Source organism: Lysinibacillus sp. 10T31 (assembly GCF_056394365.1).
In genome coordinates, this window is sequence record NZ_JBFTHS010000022.1 from 38,157 (window position 1) to 57,704 (window position 19,548).

General features: G+C 36.9%; 19 protein-coding genes. 12 read left to right on the forward strand and 7 right to left on the reverse strand.

Translation table 11 applies throughout. The features are described from left to right. Positions 1-355: 355 nt before the first annotated feature. The 3 genes from AC1DCY_RS14420 to AC1DCY_RS14430 form a co-directional block, all read right to left on the reverse strand. Positions 356-772, reverse strand: a complete 417-nt coding sequence (locus AC1DCY_RS14420; RefSeq protein WP_477351159.1) for a hypothetical protein — start codon at positions 770-772, stop codon at positions 356-358. A gap of 188 nt (positions 773-960) precedes the next feature. Then, positions 961-1,164, reverse strand: coding sequence for a YheE family protein (locus AC1DCY_RS14425; protein WP_477351160.1), 204 nt, complete (start codon positions 1,162-1,164; stop codon positions 961-963). 71 nt (positions 1,165-1,235) lie between these two features. Continuing rightward, complete coding sequence (locus AC1DCY_RS14430) at positions 1,236-1,565, reverse strand: hypothetical protein (RefSeq protein ID WP_477351162.1); 330 nt, start codon at positions 1,563-1,565, stop codon at positions 1,236-1,238. A 325-nt stretch (positions 1,566-1,890) separates the two neighbouring features. On the opposite strand from AC1DCY_RS14430, the gene AC1DCY_RS14435 reads away from it, so the two are divergent. From AC1DCY_RS14435 to AC1DCY_RS14445, 3 genes are all read left to right on the forward strand, one after another. Then, entirely contained in the window at positions 1,891-3,033 is a 1,143-nt protein-coding gene (locus tag AC1DCY_RS14435) for a DUF445 domain-containing protein (RefSeq protein ID WP_477351164.1), read from the forward strand. 17 nt (positions 3,034-3,050) lie between these two features. Beyond that, complete coding sequence (locus AC1DCY_RS14440; RefSeq protein WP_477351166.1) at positions 3,051-3,395, forward strand: YlbF family regulator; 345 nt, start codon at positions 3,051-3,053, stop codon at positions 3,393-3,395. 234 nt (positions 3,396-3,629) lie between these two features. Then, positions 3,630-4,292, forward strand: a complete 663-nt coding sequence (locus tag AC1DCY_RS14445) for a ribonuclease H family protein (RefSeq protein WP_477351168.1) — start codon at positions 3,630-3,632, stop codon at positions 4,290-4,292. A 107-nt stretch (positions 4,293-4,399) separates the two neighbouring features. Here AC1DCY_RS14445 and AC1DCY_RS14450 read toward each other — a convergent pair whose 3' ends face one another. Beyond that, complete coding sequence (locus AC1DCY_RS14450; protein WP_477351170.1) at positions 4,400-5,431, reverse strand: hypothetical protein; 1,032 nt, start codon at positions 5,429-5,431, stop codon at positions 4,400-4,402. Between the two features lie 285 nt (positions 5,432-5,716). Between AC1DCY_RS14450 and AC1DCY_RS14455 the strand changes: the two genes are divergently transcribed. The 7 genes from AC1DCY_RS14455 to AC1DCY_RS14485 all read left to right on the forward strand — a co-directional run bounded on the left by AC1DCY_RS14455 (position 5,717) and on the right by AC1DCY_RS14485 (position 13,265). Beyond that, positions 5,717-6,631 (forward strand): stalk domain-containing protein, encoded by a 915-nt coding sequence (locus tag AC1DCY_RS14455; RefSeq protein ID WP_477351172.1) that lies wholly within the window; start codon positions 5,717-5,719, stop codon positions 6,629-6,631. A 159-nt stretch (positions 6,632-6,790) separates the two neighbouring features. Next, on the forward strand, positions 6,791-7,828 hold the full coding sequence (locus tag AC1DCY_RS14460; RefSeq protein WP_477351174.1) for an LCP family protein: 1,038 nt from the start codon (positions 6,791-6,793) through the stop codon (positions 7,826-7,828). 151 nt (positions 7,829-7,979) lie between these two features. Then, the gene (locus tag AC1DCY_RS14465; protein ID WP_477351175.1) at positions 7,980-9,485 is read left to right on the forward strand and encodes a coproporphyrinogen III oxidase; all 1,506 of its coding nucleotides are present in this window, start codon (positions 7,980-7,982) and stop codon (positions 9,483-9,485) included. Between the two features lie 165 nt (positions 9,486-9,650). Next, the gene (locus tag AC1DCY_RS14470) at positions 9,651-10,790 is read left to right on the forward strand and encodes a glycerate kinase (RefSeq protein ID WP_477351177.1); all 1,140 of its coding nucleotides are present in this window, start codon (positions 9,651-9,653) and stop codon (positions 10,788-10,790) included. 88 nt (positions 10,791-10,878) lie between these two features. Next, the gene (locus AC1DCY_RS14475) at positions 10,879-12,087 is read left to right on the forward strand and encodes an MBL fold metallo-hydrolase (protein ID WP_477351179.1); all 1,209 of its coding nucleotides are present in this window, start codon (positions 10,879-10,881) and stop codon (positions 12,085-12,087) included. Beyond that, the gene (locus AC1DCY_RS14480; RefSeq protein ID WP_477351181.1) at positions 12,074-12,322 is read left to right on the forward strand and encodes a DUF3006 domain-containing protein; all 249 of its coding nucleotides are present in this window, start codon (positions 12,074-12,076) and stop codon (positions 12,320-12,322) included. Before AC1DCY_RS14475 ends, AC1DCY_RS14480 begins: the two co-directional genes overlap by 14 nt. A gap of 154 nt (positions 12,323-12,476) precedes the next feature. Continuing rightward, positions 12,477-13,265, forward strand: a complete 789-nt coding sequence (locus AC1DCY_RS14485) for an HAD family hydrolase (protein WP_477351183.1) — start codon at positions 12,477-12,479, stop codon at positions 13,263-13,265. A 69-nt stretch (positions 13,266-13,334) separates the two neighbouring features. Here the strand turns inward: AC1DCY_RS14485 and AC1DCY_RS14490 are convergent, their stop codons facing one another. Then, positions 13,335-14,264 (reverse strand): hypothetical protein, encoded by a 930-nt coding sequence (locus AC1DCY_RS14490; protein WP_477351185.1) that lies wholly within the window; start codon positions 14,262-14,264, stop codon positions 13,335-13,337. Beyond that, complete coding sequence (locus AC1DCY_RS14495) at positions 14,251-14,748, reverse strand: RNA polymerase sigma factor (protein ID WP_477351187.1); 498 nt, start codon at positions 14,746-14,748, stop codon at positions 14,251-14,253. The genes AC1DCY_RS14490 and AC1DCY_RS14495 overlap by 14 nt, the downstream gene beginning before the upstream one ends. A gap of 129 nt (positions 14,749-14,877) precedes the next feature. Between AC1DCY_RS14495 and AC1DCY_RS14500 the strand changes: the two genes are divergently transcribed. Continuing rightward, positions 14,878-15,105 carry a hypothetical protein gene (locus tag AC1DCY_RS14500; protein ID WP_477351189.1) on the forward strand — a complete coding sequence of 76 codons (228 nt, stop codon included), beginning with the start codon at positions 14,878-14,880 and terminating at the stop codon, positions 15,103-15,105. A 152-nt stretch (positions 15,106-15,257) separates the two neighbouring features. Here the strand turns inward: AC1DCY_RS14500 and serA are convergent, their stop codons facing one another. After that, entirely contained in the window at positions 15,258-16,865 is a 1,608-nt protein-coding gene (gene serA, locus AC1DCY_RS14505) for a phosphoglycerate dehydrogenase (protein ID WP_477351191.1), read from the reverse strand. Between the two features lie 811 nt (positions 16,866-17,676). On the opposite strand from serA, the gene AC1DCY_RS14510 reads away from it, so the two are divergent. Further along, entirely contained in the window at positions 17,677-19,329 is a 1,653-nt protein-coding gene (locus AC1DCY_RS14510; RefSeq protein WP_477351192.1) for an FAD-binding dehydrogenase, read from the forward strand. The last annotated feature ends 219 nt before the right edge of the window (positions 19,330-19,548 follow it).

Here is a 19,548-nt window from a genome sequence, read left to right on the forward strand (position 1 = left end):
TGAAAAAATAAAAGTAATTTCAAACACCAAAAGATTGAAAATAGAAATTTTGTATGCTAACTTTAAATGTAGCAAAGAAGATAGTTTATTTAGAGAAAGAAGCATTTACATCTCATATAAAACGACACGTCAAAAATCTCAAGAGAGCTATACTTGCGGATTTTTTTAAATGAATTATTTTTAATAGCAACAAAAAGGAGCCGTCTCATTCATATGGGTTGGCTCTTTTGTTGTGTTGAAAGTAAAATAGATGGTGTCATAGTATTGCTTTTTTAGCGAAAGCTAACAATATATTTTTTTAACAAAAAAGGAGCCATTTTCATTTGTATGAGAAGGCTCCTTCTGTTCTAATTATTTATTGTTGTTGAAAACGTAATTTTAAGCACGCTTTTTCCACATCGTGAAGCGTTTCTTTAAACGGTATTTCACCTGAGTAAAGTGCAATTGTAACAGGTGCTTTTTCTGTTATGCCTTGCTGTGTAAAAATATAATTTTTGCCCTTATACGTTAAATATATATTTTTTACAGACCTTTTTCCGAAAGTACTAGTAGATGAATTGAAAAATCCTTTTAATTGACTGCAGTATTCATTGTAGAAATCACTTTTAAAGCCAGAAAGAGCCTCAAATTTTTTACTATCAATCGCTTCAGCCTCATTCGCTAACTCGAAAATTTTAGCGGAAAATTCGGAAAAAACTTCTTTTACTTTTGCACGAATTAATACTTTTGAATTATAACTGTTTAAGTCATCAGAAAGAGTGACTTTACTCATTGAAATAGCCTCCTGCATAAAAAACATTTAATACTTGATAACATAAATGTATAAGAAAAATAAGGGAATTTCAATATACATAAACAATATTAAGATAATAGCAGTGCTAAAATTAGTAAAAAATAGGTGCTTTTATGCAATGTTGGCACAGGAAAATACTACTTTTATCTTTATTAAGGTGAAATTGATCAGTCGTAAACATGGTACAACATAAGCTCATGAATCATTTTTTTTACATCCTCTTCGTCTGGAGGAATAGGTCCATTCCATTGTATAACGCCATCTTTTAAGTACTCCGCAGAATAACGTTCACGTTGATAAAAGAACGAAATAGACCAACCTGGAAGCTGCGAATTTTCAAATAAAGGCTTAAAGCTAAAATGCTGAATCATAACCAAACCCCATTTCTTATATATGTAGTTAATATTATTCAAGGATAGTGGTAATTTTGCAACTATTCTCTTTACGAACACTTAGTGAGTAGCGTTGTATATGCTAAGACATAATAATAACGTGTGGTTGATTTCCGTTCTGACCGGGCGCATTCTCTGGGGCATCCGATAAGCCACTTTTGTTGTGGCTGACGCTTCGCTTTCGCACAGATAAAACATTGTGGCTGTCGCCTCGCTTTCGCACAGATAAAACATTTGCCGCTGACGCTTCGCTTTCGCGCAGATAAAACATTTGCCGCTGACGCTTCGCTTTCGCACAGAAAAAACATTGTTGCTGCCGCTTCGCTTTCGCACAGAAAAAACATTGTTGCTGCCGCTATATTAGCACTACGCTTTCGCAAAGAAAACATCCAGCTGCGCTGCAGGGACTCGGGCCAACACGATGTTGGTCACGAAGGCGTTATCACAGGACGTGATGGTTTTAGCCTTCGTTCCTCTATTGCTGATCCCCGAGTAGCCTCCACCCCAATCAACTTAATACGTAGCATGATTTTTGATAAATAGCGGAAATCAACACCTTCAAATTAATAAAGATGGATAAAAATAGTTAATTAATTTACTAAATAGAGGGTATTTCTTTCGTAGAAAAACATTGCTCTGCTATAATTAGTGCAGCAGGCGACAAAATACGCCAATAGAGAATACAATTGAAATGAGAGGATACGAATGGATAATTTTCTAGTGACACTAATATTTATGGCCGTTATCGGTGCTGCAATCGGTGGTGTAACGAATCACCTAGCGATTAAAATGCTTTTCCGACCACATAATGCTATATATATTAAAAATTGGCGTGTGCCTTTTACACCAGGTCTTATTCCAAAAAGACGTGACGAATTAGCAAAGCAACTTGGGCTAACGGTTGTGAATTATTTATTAACACCTGAAACTTTTAGAAAGAAATTTTTCTCAAAGGATATTCAGGAAAAGGTTGAACAGTTTGTACAAACGAAGGTAGAAGAAACGATTTTTACAAATGATAAAACAATTCAAGATTGGCTATCATTAGCTGGGTTTTCCAATATGCCAGCAACAATTGAACAGAAGGTAGAAGCAATTGTTGAGGGACAATTTGAATCAGTTAAGAATACACTATCAACGAAATCAATTCGTACACTATTATCAGCAGATATTCAAAATACTATTGATGCAAAGATACCAGTAGCGGTTGATCATATTTTAGAAAAGGGTGAAGATTATTTTTTATCACCTGAGGGCGAACTGACAATTAAGGCGATGATCGATGACTTCCTATCGTCAAAAGGATCACTTGGTGGAATGATTAATATGTTTTTAGGTGATTCTTCGTCGCTCGTAGCAAAAGTTCAACGTGAACTTGTGAAACTTTTACAGGCACCAGGAACGTCAACATTACTAACGAAAATTTTTACTCAGGAATTGGAAAAATTAAAAGATCGCCCAGCAATGGATTTCTTAAAGGATATTCGTTTTGAACAAATATTATCGAAATTGCAAACTTACGTAAAAGAACAATTAGCAGTTGAAGAGCGCTTGAATTATCCTATTTCGCATTACTGGCCAGAAGGTAATTCATGGATGAAGGAAACAGTAATCCCACAAGCAATTGAAAAAGCTTTTGTAAAAGCTGAAGATAAATTAGAAGATGTGTTGAAACGCTTAAATTTACAAGAAGTAGTACGTGAGCAGGTTGATTCTTTCCCTGTATCGAAATTAGAGGAGCTTGTACTAGGTATTTCAAAGCGTGAGTTTAAAATGATTACAGTACTTGGTGCAGTTCTAGGTGGATTGATTGGGATTGTGCAAGGGTTAATTGTTTACTTTATTTAAAAAGGAGAATTATGTTTATGATTAATATTTACAATGAAATTAATGCGTTAGAGGCAACTTTTCGTAAAACACCTGAATTTGAAGCGTTAAATGAAGCAGTGACAGTGGTTAAGGAAGATGAAGAGGCATTAAATCTATTCAAAAATTTCCGTAAGGTTCAAATTGACCTACAGCAAAAGCAATTAAATGGCGAAGATATATTGGAAGATGAGCTTGTATACGCACAAAAAGCGGCACAGCTTGCACAGCAAAATGCAAAAATTTCTGCAATGCTTGAGGCAGAAATGAATGTAAGCAAGATCATTGAAGAAGTAAACCGCATTTTAATAAAACCTATTCAAGCATTATATGAAGAATTTTAACAGTAGAATTCAAGGGCGGAAAAGCATGATTTAGCGGCAAAGCTCAACATCCCAGCTGAACAACATGTTTTAGCGTCGCAATGAGAAACAGATGCTATCATCAATCTGATCAAACCGCTTTTTTAGGCATAAAAATACTAATAGTTGCACATATAACAAGTAAGAAGAAAAACGTGTTTCCGCAAGCCGGAGCACGTTTTCATTTTATGGCTCAATATCATTGGAGGTTATACTATGCATGTAATCATTGAATGGACCTATAAAGCGCAAAAGGGTGCAGAAACTGTTTTACGTTCAGAAGAAATGCCTGCAGCTCAAGCATTACTACTTGCGGAGGACATGGAGCGAACAGGGAGAGTAAAATCACTGCATTGTGTCGATCGACAGGATACAAATTGGTCTTTAAAGGAACTCAAGGCATATTTAAAGGAAATTGACACTGAACCACACAATATTACAGTCTATTTTGATGGGGGCTTTGATCGTGCAACAAATCAATCGGGGCTAGGCTGTGCGATTTATTATGAGCAAAATGGTAAGCCATATCGATTAAGACAAAATTCTTTTTCTTCAGAGCTTAAATCCAACAATGAGGCAGAATACGCAGCACTTTATTTGGGGTTAGTTGAGCTTGAGCTAATGAATGTGCACCATTTGCCAGTTTGTTTCACTGGTGATTCCCAAGTTGTTATCAATCAATTGAGTGGGGAATGGCCAGCACTTGAAAAGAATTTATCTAGCTGGGCAGATAAAATTGATGCAAAGCTAGAGGAACTCAGTATCCAACCAGAGTACAAGCTGATAGCACGTAAAGAAAATTCTGAAGCCGACCGCCTTGCAACTCAAGCATTAAATGGTATCGATATTACAGGTTTAAAGGAAATTGTAAAGGAGTAGATATTAGAAACTCCAAAAGAGAACCACCAGTATTTTGAAATGCACACTCAATTGTTAGATGGTGTGTCTAACAATTGGGCGCAGTTCAATGACAAGGTGGTTTTTAACTATTCTAAAGCATTAATCCCCAATGCAAGACTAGTTAGCTCAGCCTTACTTTGATCATGATTAAATTCAGCTTGGAAATAAACATTATCAAATTCAAAATTTGCATAATATACGATATCATCAGGATCTTCATATCTCTCATAGGAAGAAATTTGAATAGCTTGACCTATGACTTCCTCTAATGATTCTTTTGTAACATTTTTGAAATTTGAAAGATAATAATGACTAACAGGTATCTCTTCCTCAGCTAGACAGAAAAAGTAATTATCATAAAAAGAACAAAGACCCCCCTCATAATAATCCTCCCCTTTCGGCAAGCCGGCTTTCCCCTTAGCGATCGGATATGTATCACCAAAAATAATATCAGTATTAAAGAAATCATGATTTAACAATTTTAGCAGTTTTGAATTTTGAATGATTGGCAACCCAGAATATAAGTTTGTTGTACTATTTTCACTAGTTATAGCATGGTCACGAAGTGTAAAACGCTCTAAAAAATCACCTGTTTGAATAGTAAAGGTGTTTTTAGAGGTATCTACTTTTAACTCACTATCCTCATAGAGCCTATAGGATTGTCCGCTAATAATGTTACTACCATCGTCTGCTATTTTAAGTAGATGGAGAACTTCTAAATTGCCTGAAGCACCAGCCTCAAAATTGATTATTAATGCAATATCTTTTTTGTCTTCGTCCTCGAAGATACCTTTAAAACGGATATCTCCATGAATTGTCGTTTCATATTGTTGAGAATTCCATTGTTCCCAAGCTTCGTTGTTCTTATTATAATGACCGATTATATAACCGTAATTAGTACCGCTATAACTAATGAAGAGTTCTGGTACTTCATCTCCTTCAAAGTCAATCATTTCTACAAATACTTCTTCACTTGGGATTGTTAAGTTTTTGTACCATGTACTATCTAAAGCCTGTTGCTTCCACTCTTCTGTCGTATAAGGTAATTTGTCATTCTTTGTTGACTCGTTAGAAACATCAGGTTCTTTTGATGATTGATTCTCACAAGCAAATAACAAACAACTTAGAAAGAATAGTGGAATTATCCATTTTTTAACATAATATCTCCTTACTTCTCCATAAAATTAGTGATTCATCACCAAAAGCCGGAGACGAAATTTGTTAAAAAGGAACAGAAATCAACTCTACGCTTTGACGATAGGCCAATTATTCCATTCTTTATTGCTAATTATAATAGATATTGACTAAAAAAACGGTTATTATCATAATTTCTCCATTTTTAATGAAACTTTTACCATTCTAAAACTACTACTACTATGAACCTAATAATAAGGAGAGATTTTATGAACATGAAAAAATTTGCACCTGCAGCAATGACAGCATTATTATTTGGAAGTGTAGTAATACCAGTCGCTTCAGCAAATGAGAATCCGAAAGAGGCAGAACAACCACAAATTCAAATTGATCCTATTCACATTTTCAATACTACTTATGGAACAGTTGAAAAAGTCAATTCTGGTGAAAACATTACATATTTCACAGTAAAAGATGGCGATCAAACAAACACTTTAGAAATAACAAATGATACACTTGTTTTCGATAATACAGGTAAAAAAGTGGAACTTAAAGAAGGCGATAAAATAGTAGCTTATACATTTGCAAACAAGCCACAAAAATTAATTTATCCACCACAATTCAATCCTGATGTTGTCATTGTTGAAACTAAGGAAGCTGGATTTGTTGAAGTTGATTACTTCTTCGAAAACTTAACCAATACGTATGATATGTTAAAATTAAGCATCGGTGAAAACACAGAGCTTTTAAATACGATGGGAGAGAAAGTTGCAGCTAAAGATTTAGCAGAGAAGAACTTAGTTGTTTTCTATACAGCTTCAACAAAAAGTATCCCAGCTCAAACAACACCTTCGAAAGTAATTGTCCTTGATGATGAATCAGGAAATATAACAGAAAATACTGTAGATGCAGAGATAGCAGAAATAATCGCGACAGATTATTATGAAGTCGATGGAACAAAGATGGTTCCATTGCGTTTGATTGCCGAAAAGCTTGGCTATAAAGTGGAGTCAACAGGTAAAGGTGCAATTGTATCAAAAGGTAATTTATCTTTCACAATTACTCGTGGAGAAAAAATGTTTGGTTATAACAAAGCATTACGCCCACTTCATGCAGCGCCTGCTTTGTTTGAAGGTAATAAAACATATGTACCAGTTGAATTTGTAGAGGAATACTTAAAATAATTCAAAAAATCCCTGTAAAGGTAGGTTTACCTTTATAGGGATTTTTTAATTTTATTACCAAGTATAGTTATTGTAGGAAACTTGAGAGAACAAACAGCGTCTTAATCAATGAAGAGAATGGCTTTACTTTAGGAATTCAAACAGAAGAGAGGATTCTATATGGAAAGAAAATCAAGAAACTCTAATAAAGCGAAACCTAAAAATAAAATAATAAAAATAACCTTACTAGTAATTGTAATTTTATTATTAACCGTAACTAGTTATGGAGCTTATGCGTTTGTTAAGTTTAAAAATGCCTATGATAGTTCAAAGATCGATTTAAATAGAGAAGGAAATAAATCAAATCTTAGGGAAGAGAATGTATCAATTAAAAAAGATCCGATCTCAATTCTATTATTAGGTGTTGAAAATTACTCTAGTCAGGCAGAGAATGGTCGAGCAGACACTCAAATGGTCATTACTTTAGACCCGGCTACATCTGAAATTAGCTTAATTACAGTACCTCGAGATGCCAGAGTGAAAATAGAAAATGCAGGGGAATATACAGGTATACATAAAATCAATGCTGCTTATAATTATGGATCGATTACAGGCTATGGAGCAATTAAACTTCAATTAGAGACAGTTGAAAAATTCCTTAATATACCGATAGATAACTTTATTGCGGTAAACTTTGATGGCTTTAGAGATATTGTCGATGCTTTAGGTGGAGTAACAGTAGATGTAAAAGAGGATTTTTGGGAAGATAATATTTACGATAAAAAACGGATAGACTTTCATAAAGGAGAGTCGCATTTAAACGGGGAAGAGGCACTTGCATTTGTAAGGATGAGATACAGACCTGTGAATGCTTCATACTCACGCGAAGAGAGACAAAGACAATTTTTGACTGCAACAATTAATCAAGCAAAATCCACGAATACAATATTTAAAATTGGTCAAATTGCAGATATTTTAGGGAAAAACGTAGAAACAGATTTAAACGCTAATGAAATCTACGCACTCCAAAAGCAATATTTGAATTCCGAAAGCATATCTACGAAAACGATAGAAATAAAAGGAGAAGATCAGTATATCGACAAAGTGTCTTATTTTATACCCGATATGGAAAGCTTGGAAAAAGTAAGCACGGAATTAAGGGGAATTCTTAAACTAAAAGAAGAAAATTTCAAAACAAACGTGGCTATAGAAAATTAAAAGATTAGAATCCATTTTGATAAATTTTTTCAAAATGGATTTTTTGTATCAATAGACAGAATGTTCTGTTATTATTTGCGGCTTTGCTTAACGTTATAAAAATTTGTTAAACTATTGGTGCTGTAATTTTTGAGAGAAAAGAGCGAAGACAATGAAAATCATTCATATAGATCAAAAATATCCTGAGGATTGGATTCGTGTATTAAATCATATTGCGAATTTATTTTATGAGGATTCCAAGTTAAAAGTAGAGTCTGAAGGAACAGATATGACAGTGTCATTCGAATATAAGGTTGGGGATGATTTCTCAATATCTACAAAAGCTGTTCTAGAGGTAGACGGTAAGCGTTATACGGATGATTACCGTATTCAATACGAATCTGGGGCTGAAGGACGTGAGTTAAATATTCGTATGAAGCGTGCTTTGTCTCACGTTTTTTTAGATGTGCTAGAACAACATACTGGAATGCATCAGCAATGGGGAATTTTAACGGGTGTGCGTCCAACTAAGCTTTACCATAAATTCCGGAAGGCTGGGAAGAGTGAGGAAGAAATTGCAGATATTCTTATTCGTGATTTCCGTCTGTCAGAAGAAAAGGTAGCACTACTAAAAGAAATAGTGGCTCGTCAATTAGTGACGATTCCTGATATAGATGAAATCGGTAAAGAAATAAGTATTTATATAGGTATTCCTTTTTGCCCGACTAAATGTGCTTATTGCACGTTCCCAGCATATGCGATTGGCAGCAATCGAAAACAAGGGCGTGTTGCTACATTTTTAGATGGACTGCATATTGAATTACGTGAAATGGGGAAATGGCTGAAGGAAAATAATATGAAAATCACGTCCATTTATTGGGGTGGCGGTACACCGACATCTATCGAGGCACATGAAATGGATGCACTCTATCAGACGATGCATGAATCCTTCCCGCATCCTGAAACAATCCGTGAAGTAACTGTCGAAGCGGGCAGACCTGATACGATTACGCCTGAAAAACTAGAAGTGTTAAAAAAATGGGGCATTGACCGAATAAGTGTTAATCCACAATCATATACAGATGAAACACTTAAAGCGATTGGTCGTCATCATACAGTACAAGAAACAATTGATAAGTTTTGGTTAGCGCGTGAATCAGGCATGAATAACATTAATATGGATTTAATTATTGGTTTACCGAATGAAGGAATTGAGGAGTTCCAACATTCATTAGAGGAATCTGGAAAAATGCAGCCAGAATCGCTAACTGTACACACATTATCATTTAAGCGTGCATCGGAAATGACACGTAATAAGGATAAGTACAAGGTAGCAGACCGTGATACTGTTGCACAAATGATGCATATGGCACAAGTATGGACGAAGGAAAATGATTATGTACCATACTATTTATATCGTCAAAAAAATATTTTAGGTAATTTAGAAAATGTTGGCTATAGTAAAGCGGGCGAAGAAAGCATCTATAACATTGTCATAATGGAAGAAGTGCAGACAATTTTAGGGATTGGCTGTGGAGCATCCTCTAAATTTGTTCATCCTGAAACAGGGAAGATTACACAGTTCCATAATCCAAAGGATCCAGCCGCCTACATCATGACGTTTGAAGAGGCAATCGGTAAAAAAATCGAGTTTTTAGACGAATTATATAAGGCATAAAAAATGATGGCAATCTGACGTGATGTTCAGATTGCCTCTTTTATTCCGATAAATCGCGATAATGTTCCGATAAAATTAAAAATCATTCCGATAAAATCTCAGGAATGTTGTTAGTCTGAACTATAATGATTGTAAGTACCTAACATAAATGAGTGGAGGTAAAACATGAAAGTCGTTATTAGTCCAGACTCCTATAAGGGGACTTTGTCGTCCATCGATGTGGCTAGTGCAATGCAAGCAGGTATCTTGGATGTTGATCCATCGATTGAAACAGTCATTTTACCAGTAGCAGACGGTGGAGAAGGAACACTAGAATCCCTTATTGCCTCAACAAACGGTCGATATATTTCACAACATGTGCTTGACCCATTAGGGAGAGTAATTGAAGCGAAATATGGTGTTCTCGATGATAATGAAACATGCGTTATTGAAATGGCTCAGGCATCCGGTATTATGCTGTTACAGGAGAAGGAAAAAAATCCTGAGCGTGCATCGACGTATGGGACGGGCCAGCTAATCAAGGCTGCTCTTGATGAAGGGTTTAGGAAATTTATTATCGGAATTGGCGGTAGTGCTACAAATGATGCTGGTATTGGCATGTTAAAGGCACTTGGACTGCAATTGAAAAAAGAAGACGGCACTTTAATTGCTGATGGAGTTTCGGCACTTTTAGATTTAGCTTTAATTGATGTTAGTCAGCTAGATCCCAGATTGCTTGAAGCAAAATTTATTATTGCCTGTGATGTTGATAATCCATTGATTGGAGAGCGTGGGGCAACAGCTATTTTTGGACCTCAAAAAGGTGTAAAAGAACATCAAATTGCTTATTTTGATAGCTGCTTAAAGCAATTTGCAGATATTGTTGATAAGCAATTTGACATCCGACTGCACGACTACAAAGGGGCAGGCGCTGCAGGTGGAATGGGAGGCGCATTAATAGCCTTTTTAAACGGCAGTTTTCATGCAGGTATCGAGATTGTGATGAATGCAATACAGTTAAAAAAGCATTTAGAAGGTGCCGGATTTGTTATGACAGGTGAAGGGAAATCGGATCGTCAAACATTACATGGGAAAGCACCATTGGGGGTAGCGGAGGCTGCAACATCGGTGAATGTACAGGCTATCTTATTGTCAGGGGCAATAGAAGAAAATGATAAACCTGAATTACTCAAATACTTTACTGTTGTTGAATCATTAGTAGATGAAAATATTAGTGTCCAACAGGCAATGCAAGAACCTTATTATTTTATTCGCATGAAAACAAAGAGAATCTTTGAGTCTTACGTACAAATGGGGAAGGGTTAATGCCGGAACAATGACAGGTAACGATAGAGAGCAGCCCATGGCTAGCTCTCTTTTTTGTATAATAGAAAAATAGAAAGGAAGTTAGTAAATGAAAAAATTAATAGTAGTGCTCCTTTGTATTTTTTTATTAGCAGGCTGTACGGAGACCTTAAATAAGGAGAAAGTATCCGTCACTGCAGGACATGAAATGCGCGTACATTTTATTGATGTAGGACAAGGAGATTCGATTTTTATTGAATCGCCAAATGGTAAAACAATGCTTGTTGATGGAGGCGTTAAAGGAGCTGGTCAAAAGGTTGTTTCTTATTTGAAGGAGCTTGGCGTGAACAAGCTCGATATAGTGGTCGCTACCCATCCTGATGCAGACCATATTGGTGGTTTGATTCCTGTGTTAAATTCGATAGATATCGGACAATTTTATGATTCAGGGAAGGTACATACATCTCAAACCTTTGAAGAGATGCTGACACTTATTGATACGAAGAATATTCCTTATAATGTTCCCAAAACAGGCGACCGTATAGCGTTTGATGATGATATTAATGTGAAGGTATTAAACGCCAATGAAAATGCAACAGATAATAATGATGCTTCTATTGTCTTAAAAATTACTTATGGCAATGTATCATTTTTATTAACAGCCGACGCGGGAATAGCGTTAGAAAAAGAGATGATGCAGGACGATGTGAAAGCAACAATCTTAAAGGCAGGTCATCATGGCTCTAACACGAGTAGCTCTACGGAGTTCATTCAAGCAGTGCATCCTGAGGTAACAATTTTAAGCTATGGAGAGGGGAATAAGTATGGTCATCCTCATGCTGAAGTAGTTGACCGTTTACAAGCAATTGGTAGTAAAATTTACGCAACTGCAGAAGCGGGGACTGTTATCGTATCAACAGATGGGGTAAACTATGACGTGAATTCGAAAGAAATGTCAGGAACAAATGTCTCAACACCAAAAGCAACTAGTGCGAATGTCTCAACACCAAAAACAACTAGTGCAAGTGTTGAGATTGTTAGTAAGGACTTAATCGAAGAAATTGTAGGCATTAAAAATAATGGTAATGAAGCAGTGTCCTTAAAAGATTGGCAGCTTATATCGGTTGAAGGGTATCAAGTTTTTAACTTTCCAAATGTGACATTGCAGCCAGGGAAAACAATTTATGTTACAAGTGGCTCAAATGCACGAGAGGGTCAAAATTATTTAAAGTGGACAAAGAAACAGATATGGCTGAATGATGGGGATGCTGCGCAATTACGTAATGCGAAAGGGGATATTGTTAGTGAGCTCGACTAAATACACCTTAGACCGTATTGAAGACGGATATGCAGTTTTTTTGAAGTACCCAGAGGAAGAGGAACAGCTAATTATTTTACAGTCTGCCATGAATAAACCAGTACAGGTTGGCGACCGCGTGCTAATTGAAGAAATTGACGGTATCTATCAAATTGAAATATTAAAAGAAGAGACTGAGCAGAAAAAGGTCGAAATACAAAGCTTAATGGATAGATTGCGAAGGAAAAATCAATAGCTTCAGAATGAAGAATAGACTCATCACTAGAAGATGGTGATGAGTCTATTTTTTGACGGGCCAACTCGAGCGCGAAAATGCCTAAAACGCTATGCTAAATATTTTGAATATATGCTAAAATAATTATACTAATAGGAAGCTAGGAGCTGACACAATGTCAATTAACACAATTATTTTTGATTTAGATGATACACTATTATGGGATAAAAAATCCGTCAAAACAGCATTTGAGAAAACGTGTGAATATGCAGCAACAATACATAATGTAAATCCGGCTGAGCTAGAGGAATCTGTGCGTAAAGAAGCACGTGCACTTTACGAAGGCTATGAAACATATGATTATACGGTGTTAATCGGCATTAACCCATTCGAAGGACTTTGGGGAACATTCGACGATCCAACAGATTCTTTCCAAAAGATGAAAAATATCGTACCAGGCTATCGTACAGAAGCATGGACAAAAGGCTTAGCAGCTCTTGGTATTGAGGATGCACAACTAGGGGCGGAGCTAGGGGAGTGCTTTGTGGCAGAGCGTAAAGTGTCTCCATTCTTATATGAAGATACTTTTGATGTGCTAGATAAGCTGAAAGGAAAGTATCAACTCGTATTACTAACAAACGGAGCACCAAGTTTACAAAATTTAAAGCTAGAAATTACACCAGAAATCGCGCCATATTTTGATCATATTATTATCTCTGGGGACTTTGGTAAAGGGAAACCAGATGCCTCTATTTTCGAGCATGTAATGGAGAAAGCAGGTATTACAGCAGACGATGCAATCATGGTTGGAGATAACTTAAATACTGATATTTTAGGCTCATCCCGTGTTGGTATGCGCAACGTTTGGATTAATCGTGAAAACAATGTACCAAATGGCGTTGTCACTCCAACATATGAAGTTGATTCTTTAACTACATTATTAGAACTTGTGAATAAGCTGTAAGTAAAAATGTACTGATTCATCAAAGAATCAGTACATTTTTTTGTCTCTTGAAGTTTATCGAAATATATATTAAAGGTGTATATATTTTGTAAGATATAGCAATGAAAAAGCTATTGCAATACATAGTTGAACAACGGCACTTGCTACTAGGTAACCTCGGGGCTCGCCTGCTTTTTTACGATAATAAATTTGCATAATAGAGTAGAGCGTAAATAAGCTGTATATAATCGTAGCGTGTATGGAATGCATCAGTAAATAAATTGCGTATAAAATACCTGCAAACAAGACTAACATGATAGCGTTGGCGATAGCATGTTCAACTGTAGCCGCAAAAAAACGTCGCTCAATATGAGGCATTCTTTTTTTTGCAAGCCATAGTGTTACATGACTAAGTGATATAAAGATATACATAAAAATGAGCTTGGTTAATTGTTTATCATCAAAGTAATACATTAGTGAATTAAATGCATTATCGAATTGAATTGCTTGTTCTGTTACGACATTAAAGAAAATATCATTATTAAGCACCTTCCATTTCTCATGAGTACCATCAGAATAGACAATCAACACATCATGAGGTGAGTTACTGTTAGCTTCCCACTGCTGAGCGGTTAATGAAACTGAAGGTGCATGTTCCATTTGTTCTTGTAGCTGACTTAAAAGTTGCTTATTTGTATAGCATTCTTGAGGTACATAAAGGCATGAAGCTTTTGCGATGAACGTTTCTTTGTTTTCATTATTGTGTACATAGACTTCTGCAATTGTTTTGTTTGTATCTGTTGTCAGTGGAGAGGTGGCTGGCCCTTGGATAATGGACAAAATTAAAATAGAAAGAACTATGATAAATAGCAAAGACACAGCTGGCATTTTCCAAGACTTTTTAATTGGTGTTTTTTCTATTGTAGTAGGTGTAGTAATATTGTGCAGTATTTTTTCCTGCTGCTGCTTAGTTAATTTGAGGTCGCGTAAATGTTGCCAGGATTCCTCATTGTTCTTCATCAAATTCACCTCCAAGTTGCTTTTTTAATGCAACAAGTGCACGTTTTAATGTGTTTTTGACCTTGCCTTCATTCCAACCAAGTACATCACAAGTTTCCTGAATGGATAAACCCTCGATTTTACGTAAAATAATGACATCTCGATAGGTAAGCTTAAGTCTACTAATGGCAAGATAAAGCGTCTTTGCATCTTCTTGCTGGATGAGCCATTGATGTGGTGAAGTTGGTTCAAGCTCTTCATGGTCGTTTAAAAACGGTACAAATTGAATAAGCCTTTTTCGGCGGTAATGATCGTAGGCTAGATTACGTGCAGTACTCCTAAGCCAAGCGAGCTCTGCGCCTTCTTTGATTGTCTGCTGATATTTTAAATAGCGGGCAAATGTCTCCTGTGTGAAATCCTCCGCTAATTTCTCATCATTGAGTAAGTAATATAAGTATTTAAAAATGGTTTGATTATGTAAGTAAAACAGCTCTTCAATCGTCAAAATGTGCACCTCCTTTCTCTTAGAGACGAGTGACTTTCTGAAAAGTATCATTTTACCAAAAAAAAGCTCCTCATTAAAAATTAGGTATGACATTGTTGAAACGTATACTATGTATATAAGTTGATTGGAGTGGAGGCTGGGCGACTCCTTGGGGTTCAGCGATATAGAGGAACGAAGGCTAAAAGCATCACGTCCTGTGATAACGCCTTCGTGACCAACATCGGTGCTGCTGCCGCTACGTTAACACTACGCTTTCGCGCAAAAAACATCTGTTGGCCCGAGACCCTGGAGCGAGCAACGCGAGTGAAGTGGCTCATCGGACGCCCCCAGGAAGCTTTGCTCTGTGCGAAAGCGTAGCGACAGCAACAACAAATGTTTTATCTGCGCGAAAGCGAAGCGTCAGCGGCAAAGCGCCCAGTCGGAACGGAAATCATCCCTACGTTAAGATGATAATCTCCAAAAATAAAAAAGCAGAGAGTACAAATACTCCCTGCTTATAAACCACTATATTATAGGTTAATCGCTCTTACTTCATCAATATTTTCAAGCTGTGCAACGAATGTTAAATCTTCTTCTGTTACAGCATTGTCGATTGTTAGCATCATGACAGCTGTACCGCCAACTTGTGCACGACCAACTTGCATTGTTGCAATGTTTACATCTTTTTCTGCTAGCTTTGTTGCTACGCGGCCGATCGCACCTGGTTTGTCAGTATTTTTAATGTAAAGAAGGTGACCTTGTGGAATAACGTCAACAACATAGTCTTCTACTTTAACAATACGTGCACCTAAACCATTTAGTAATGTACCAGCAACTGTATGTGTTTCGTTCACTGTTTTAATTTCAATCGTAATTAAGCTAGTGAAGCCTTTAGCAGTTGTTGTTTTGTGCTCATTAATTTTCATACCGATACGTTCAGATAGGTAGCGAGCATTTACGTCATTCACATGATTGCCGTGGTTTTTAGCCAATAAGCCTTTTAACGCATTTGACGTTAATGGACGTACATCATAATTTGCTACTTCACCAGCATAAGATAAGTTGATTTCTTTTACAGGCTCAGTTGTAAGTTGAGATAAGAATGAACCTAGTTTTTCAGCTAATTCAAAGAAAGGCTCGACTTGTGCTAGTAACTCTTTTGGAATAGATGGCATGTTCACTGGGTTAGTTACAGTACCTGTTTTATAGAATTTAATGATGTCGTTTGAAACGTCAACAGCTACAGACTCTTGTGCTTCAATTGTAGATGCACCTAAGTGAGGTGTTGCGATTACTTGTGGTAAAGTAAGTAGCTTGTGATCTGTTGCTGGCTCAGATACGAATACGTCAAGAGCAGCACCCGCTACTTTACCTTCTACGATTGCATCGTATAAATCGTCCTCATTGATAATACCGCCACGTGCACAGTTAATAATACGCACGCCATCTTTCATCATAGCGAATTTTTCTTTGTTAATAAGGTTGCGTGTTTCAGGAAGAAGTGGCGTGTGTACTGTAATGAAATCTGCAGCTGCACAAATTTCTTCAACTGTTGATTTTGTTACCCCTAACTCTTTAGCGCGTTCATCTGTTAGGAATGGATCGTATGCCATAACGTTCATGCGTTGACCTTTTGCACGATAAGCAACTTCAACACCGATACGGCCGAAGCCTACAACACCTAGAGTTTTATTTTTAAGCTCGACGCCAACATAAGATTTACGATCCCATTTACCATTTTTAAGTGTATTGAATGCTTGTGGAATGTGACGAGCAAGTGAAGTCATCATTGCAATAGTGTGCTCAGCAGCAGAGTTAGTGTTACCGTCTGGTGCATTCACGACGATAATGCCATGTTCAGTTGCAGCAGTTAGATCAATGTTGTCTACACCTACTCCAGCACGTCCGATAAGTTTTAAGTTTTTAGCCGCTTCAATTACTTCACGTGTTACCGTTGTTTGAGAACGTACTAGTAAAACATCTACATCCGCAATTTTTGCGATTAATTCTTCTGGTGCAAGACCAGTATCAACAATGATATTTAAGTCTAAATCTTGTTCTTGTCGAAGTGGGAAAATACCATCTTCACTTAGTGGGTCAGCGATAAATACGTTAATTGTTTTTGTTGCAGTAGTCATTTGTAATTAGCTCCTTTTAAATAAAATATGTTAGTGGCCTTTATATACGAAACAGTCTGAATTTTGTAAAACTAAACATCTTACACCATACAAACAATCTCCTTTCTAGATTCAAGAACAATATAAAAAGCCTTCCGCGCCTTACAAACACAAAGATTGTGTTGTAAGGGGCGAAAGGCTGAATAAACTTTGGTTCGCGGTACCACCCTTAATCACTGCTTGAAAGATTTCTTGCAGTCTTAGCTATATGCGTAACGTGCATGTGACGGATAAGCTTACTTTGGGAGTGTTCGGCTTATCTATTCAGGAGTGGAACTATTATCGTAGAAATCGCTGATTTACACCAACCATCAGCTCTCTGTGGATTTTCTTGCGACTAGCATGTCTCCGTCGTTATATTTCCGTGTGATTAAATTTGTTACCATCATAATCCCTATTGTTCACCTTTGTCAACAATATTTCTGAAAAAGATTAAAAAACGAGACTTTAAAAGTCTAAAAAATACCTAAATGCGAATATTGTTGTGTTTTGTATTAAGTATTGTTCGTCTTTTCAGGAAGGACAATGAAAGCGCTACCGATAGATGTTAAGTCAGATTACATGGGCATTCAACAAATATTTAAGGTCGAAAATTATACGGGAATGGATTGGCATTAAATGGATAATAAAAATACGAACTTTCGTTGTTTAGTGGAAGAAAGCGAACAATTTTTTCTTGTCACATTTTTGTCAAATTTACAATGTGTAGAAGGTAAACGATCCATTAGAGAAGAATGTAAGTAATGATAGATTGATTTTTAGGGGGGATAGAATGATGTATGATGTAGCAATTGTCGGTGCAGGACTGGCAGGATTAGTAGCTGCCTGTGAGTTAGCGGATGCAAAGAAAAAAATTGTTTTAGTAGATCAAGAACCTGAAAATTCAATGGGAGGACAGGCATTCTGGTCCTTTGGCGGTATATTTTTAGTGAATTCACCCGAGCAAAGAAGGCTTGGTATTAAGGATAGTAAAGAGCTTGCATGGCAAGATTGGCAAGGAACGGCTGGTTTTGATCGCTTGGAGGATGAAGATTCGTGGGCGTATAAATGGGCCAAGGCATATGTAGATTTTGCAGCTGGTGAAAAATATAGTTGGTTAAAGTCTATTGGTATTAAGTTTTTCCCAGTCGTCGGTTGGGCAGAACGTGGAGGATCATTAGCAGGCGGCCACGGAAATTCAGTGCCTAGATTTCATATTGTTTGGGGAACTGGACCAGGCATTGTAAAGCCTTTTGCTGAAAAAGTGAAAAAGGCCATAAAGGATGGATATATAGATTTTAAACCAAGACATCGTGTAGATGAGTTTATTCAACAAGATGGAAGGATTACAGGTATTAGTGGAACAGTTTTAGCTCAAAGCTATGCAATTCGCGGTGAAAAAAGCTCTAGGCTAGGCATTGGCGAATTTTCTTATGAAGCGGGAGCGGTTATTGTGGCGAGCGGTGGGATAGGTGCAAATTTTGATTTAATCAGAAAAAATTGGCCTGATCGACTTGGTACACCACCTAAAAATATGGTCAGTGGTGTACCTGCTTATGTAGATGGCAGAATGTTAGAAATAACTGAGCATGCGGGGGGACGTATCGTTAATCGAGACCGCATGTGGCATTATACAGAAGGCTTGAAGAATTGGGACCCTATTTGGCCAAATCATGGCATTCGAATTTTGCCTGGCCCTTCATCATTATGGTTTGATGCAGAAGGCAATCGATTTGGAGCACCAAATTTTCCTGGTTTTGATACGTTAAGCACATTAGAGGCAATTCAAAAAACAGGTTATGATTATTCGTGGTTTATTTTAACTGAAAAAATTATTGAAAAAGAATTTGCATTATCAGGCTCTGAACAAAATCCTGATTTAACAAACAAAAGTATTAGTGATGTTCTGAAACGTGTTTTGCCAGGAGCACCAGGACCAATTCAGGCATTTAAAAATCATGGTGAGGACTTTGTTATTGCTAATGATTTAAAGGAGTTAGTTGTAGGAATGAACAAGTTGGCTGGCAATGATCTTCTTGATTTTATCAAAATAAAAGAGCAAATTTTAGCAAGGGATCGTGAAATGGACAATAAATTTACAAAGGACTTACAGGTTAATGCTATTCATGGTGCAAGAAACTATGTTGGTGATAAATTTGTGCGTGTTGCGAAGCCCCATAAAATATTAGATCCCCAAAATTGGCCACTTATTGCGGTACGTTTAAATATTTTAACGCGTAAAACATTAGGAGGCTTACAGACTAATTTGAATGGTGCTGTGTTAGGAATAGATGGTCAGCCTGTACCAGGTTTGTTTGCAGCTGGGGAAGTTAGTGGTTTTGGCGGTGGCGGTGTACACGGTTACCGTGCTTTAGAAGGGACATTTGTTGGTGGTTGTTTATTTAGTGGCCGACAGGTAGGGCGTTACTTGGCAAAAGGGAAATGAAGACAAATTAAAGGCGGGATTTAGAAAGCCTTAGTGAGGGGAAATGCTAGGGTGCCGTGGGACATCGCTCAGGTAAGCCGGGAAAGTGATCGGGCCCCCTAGAAAATCGCTCGGGTACCCAAAATATCTGCTCAGGTAAACGCGCAATCACTCACCCTTTACAGGCAAGGAAGATTAACTCGAAAAAATATGAAAGAGCATCACCACAAAATGGATGAT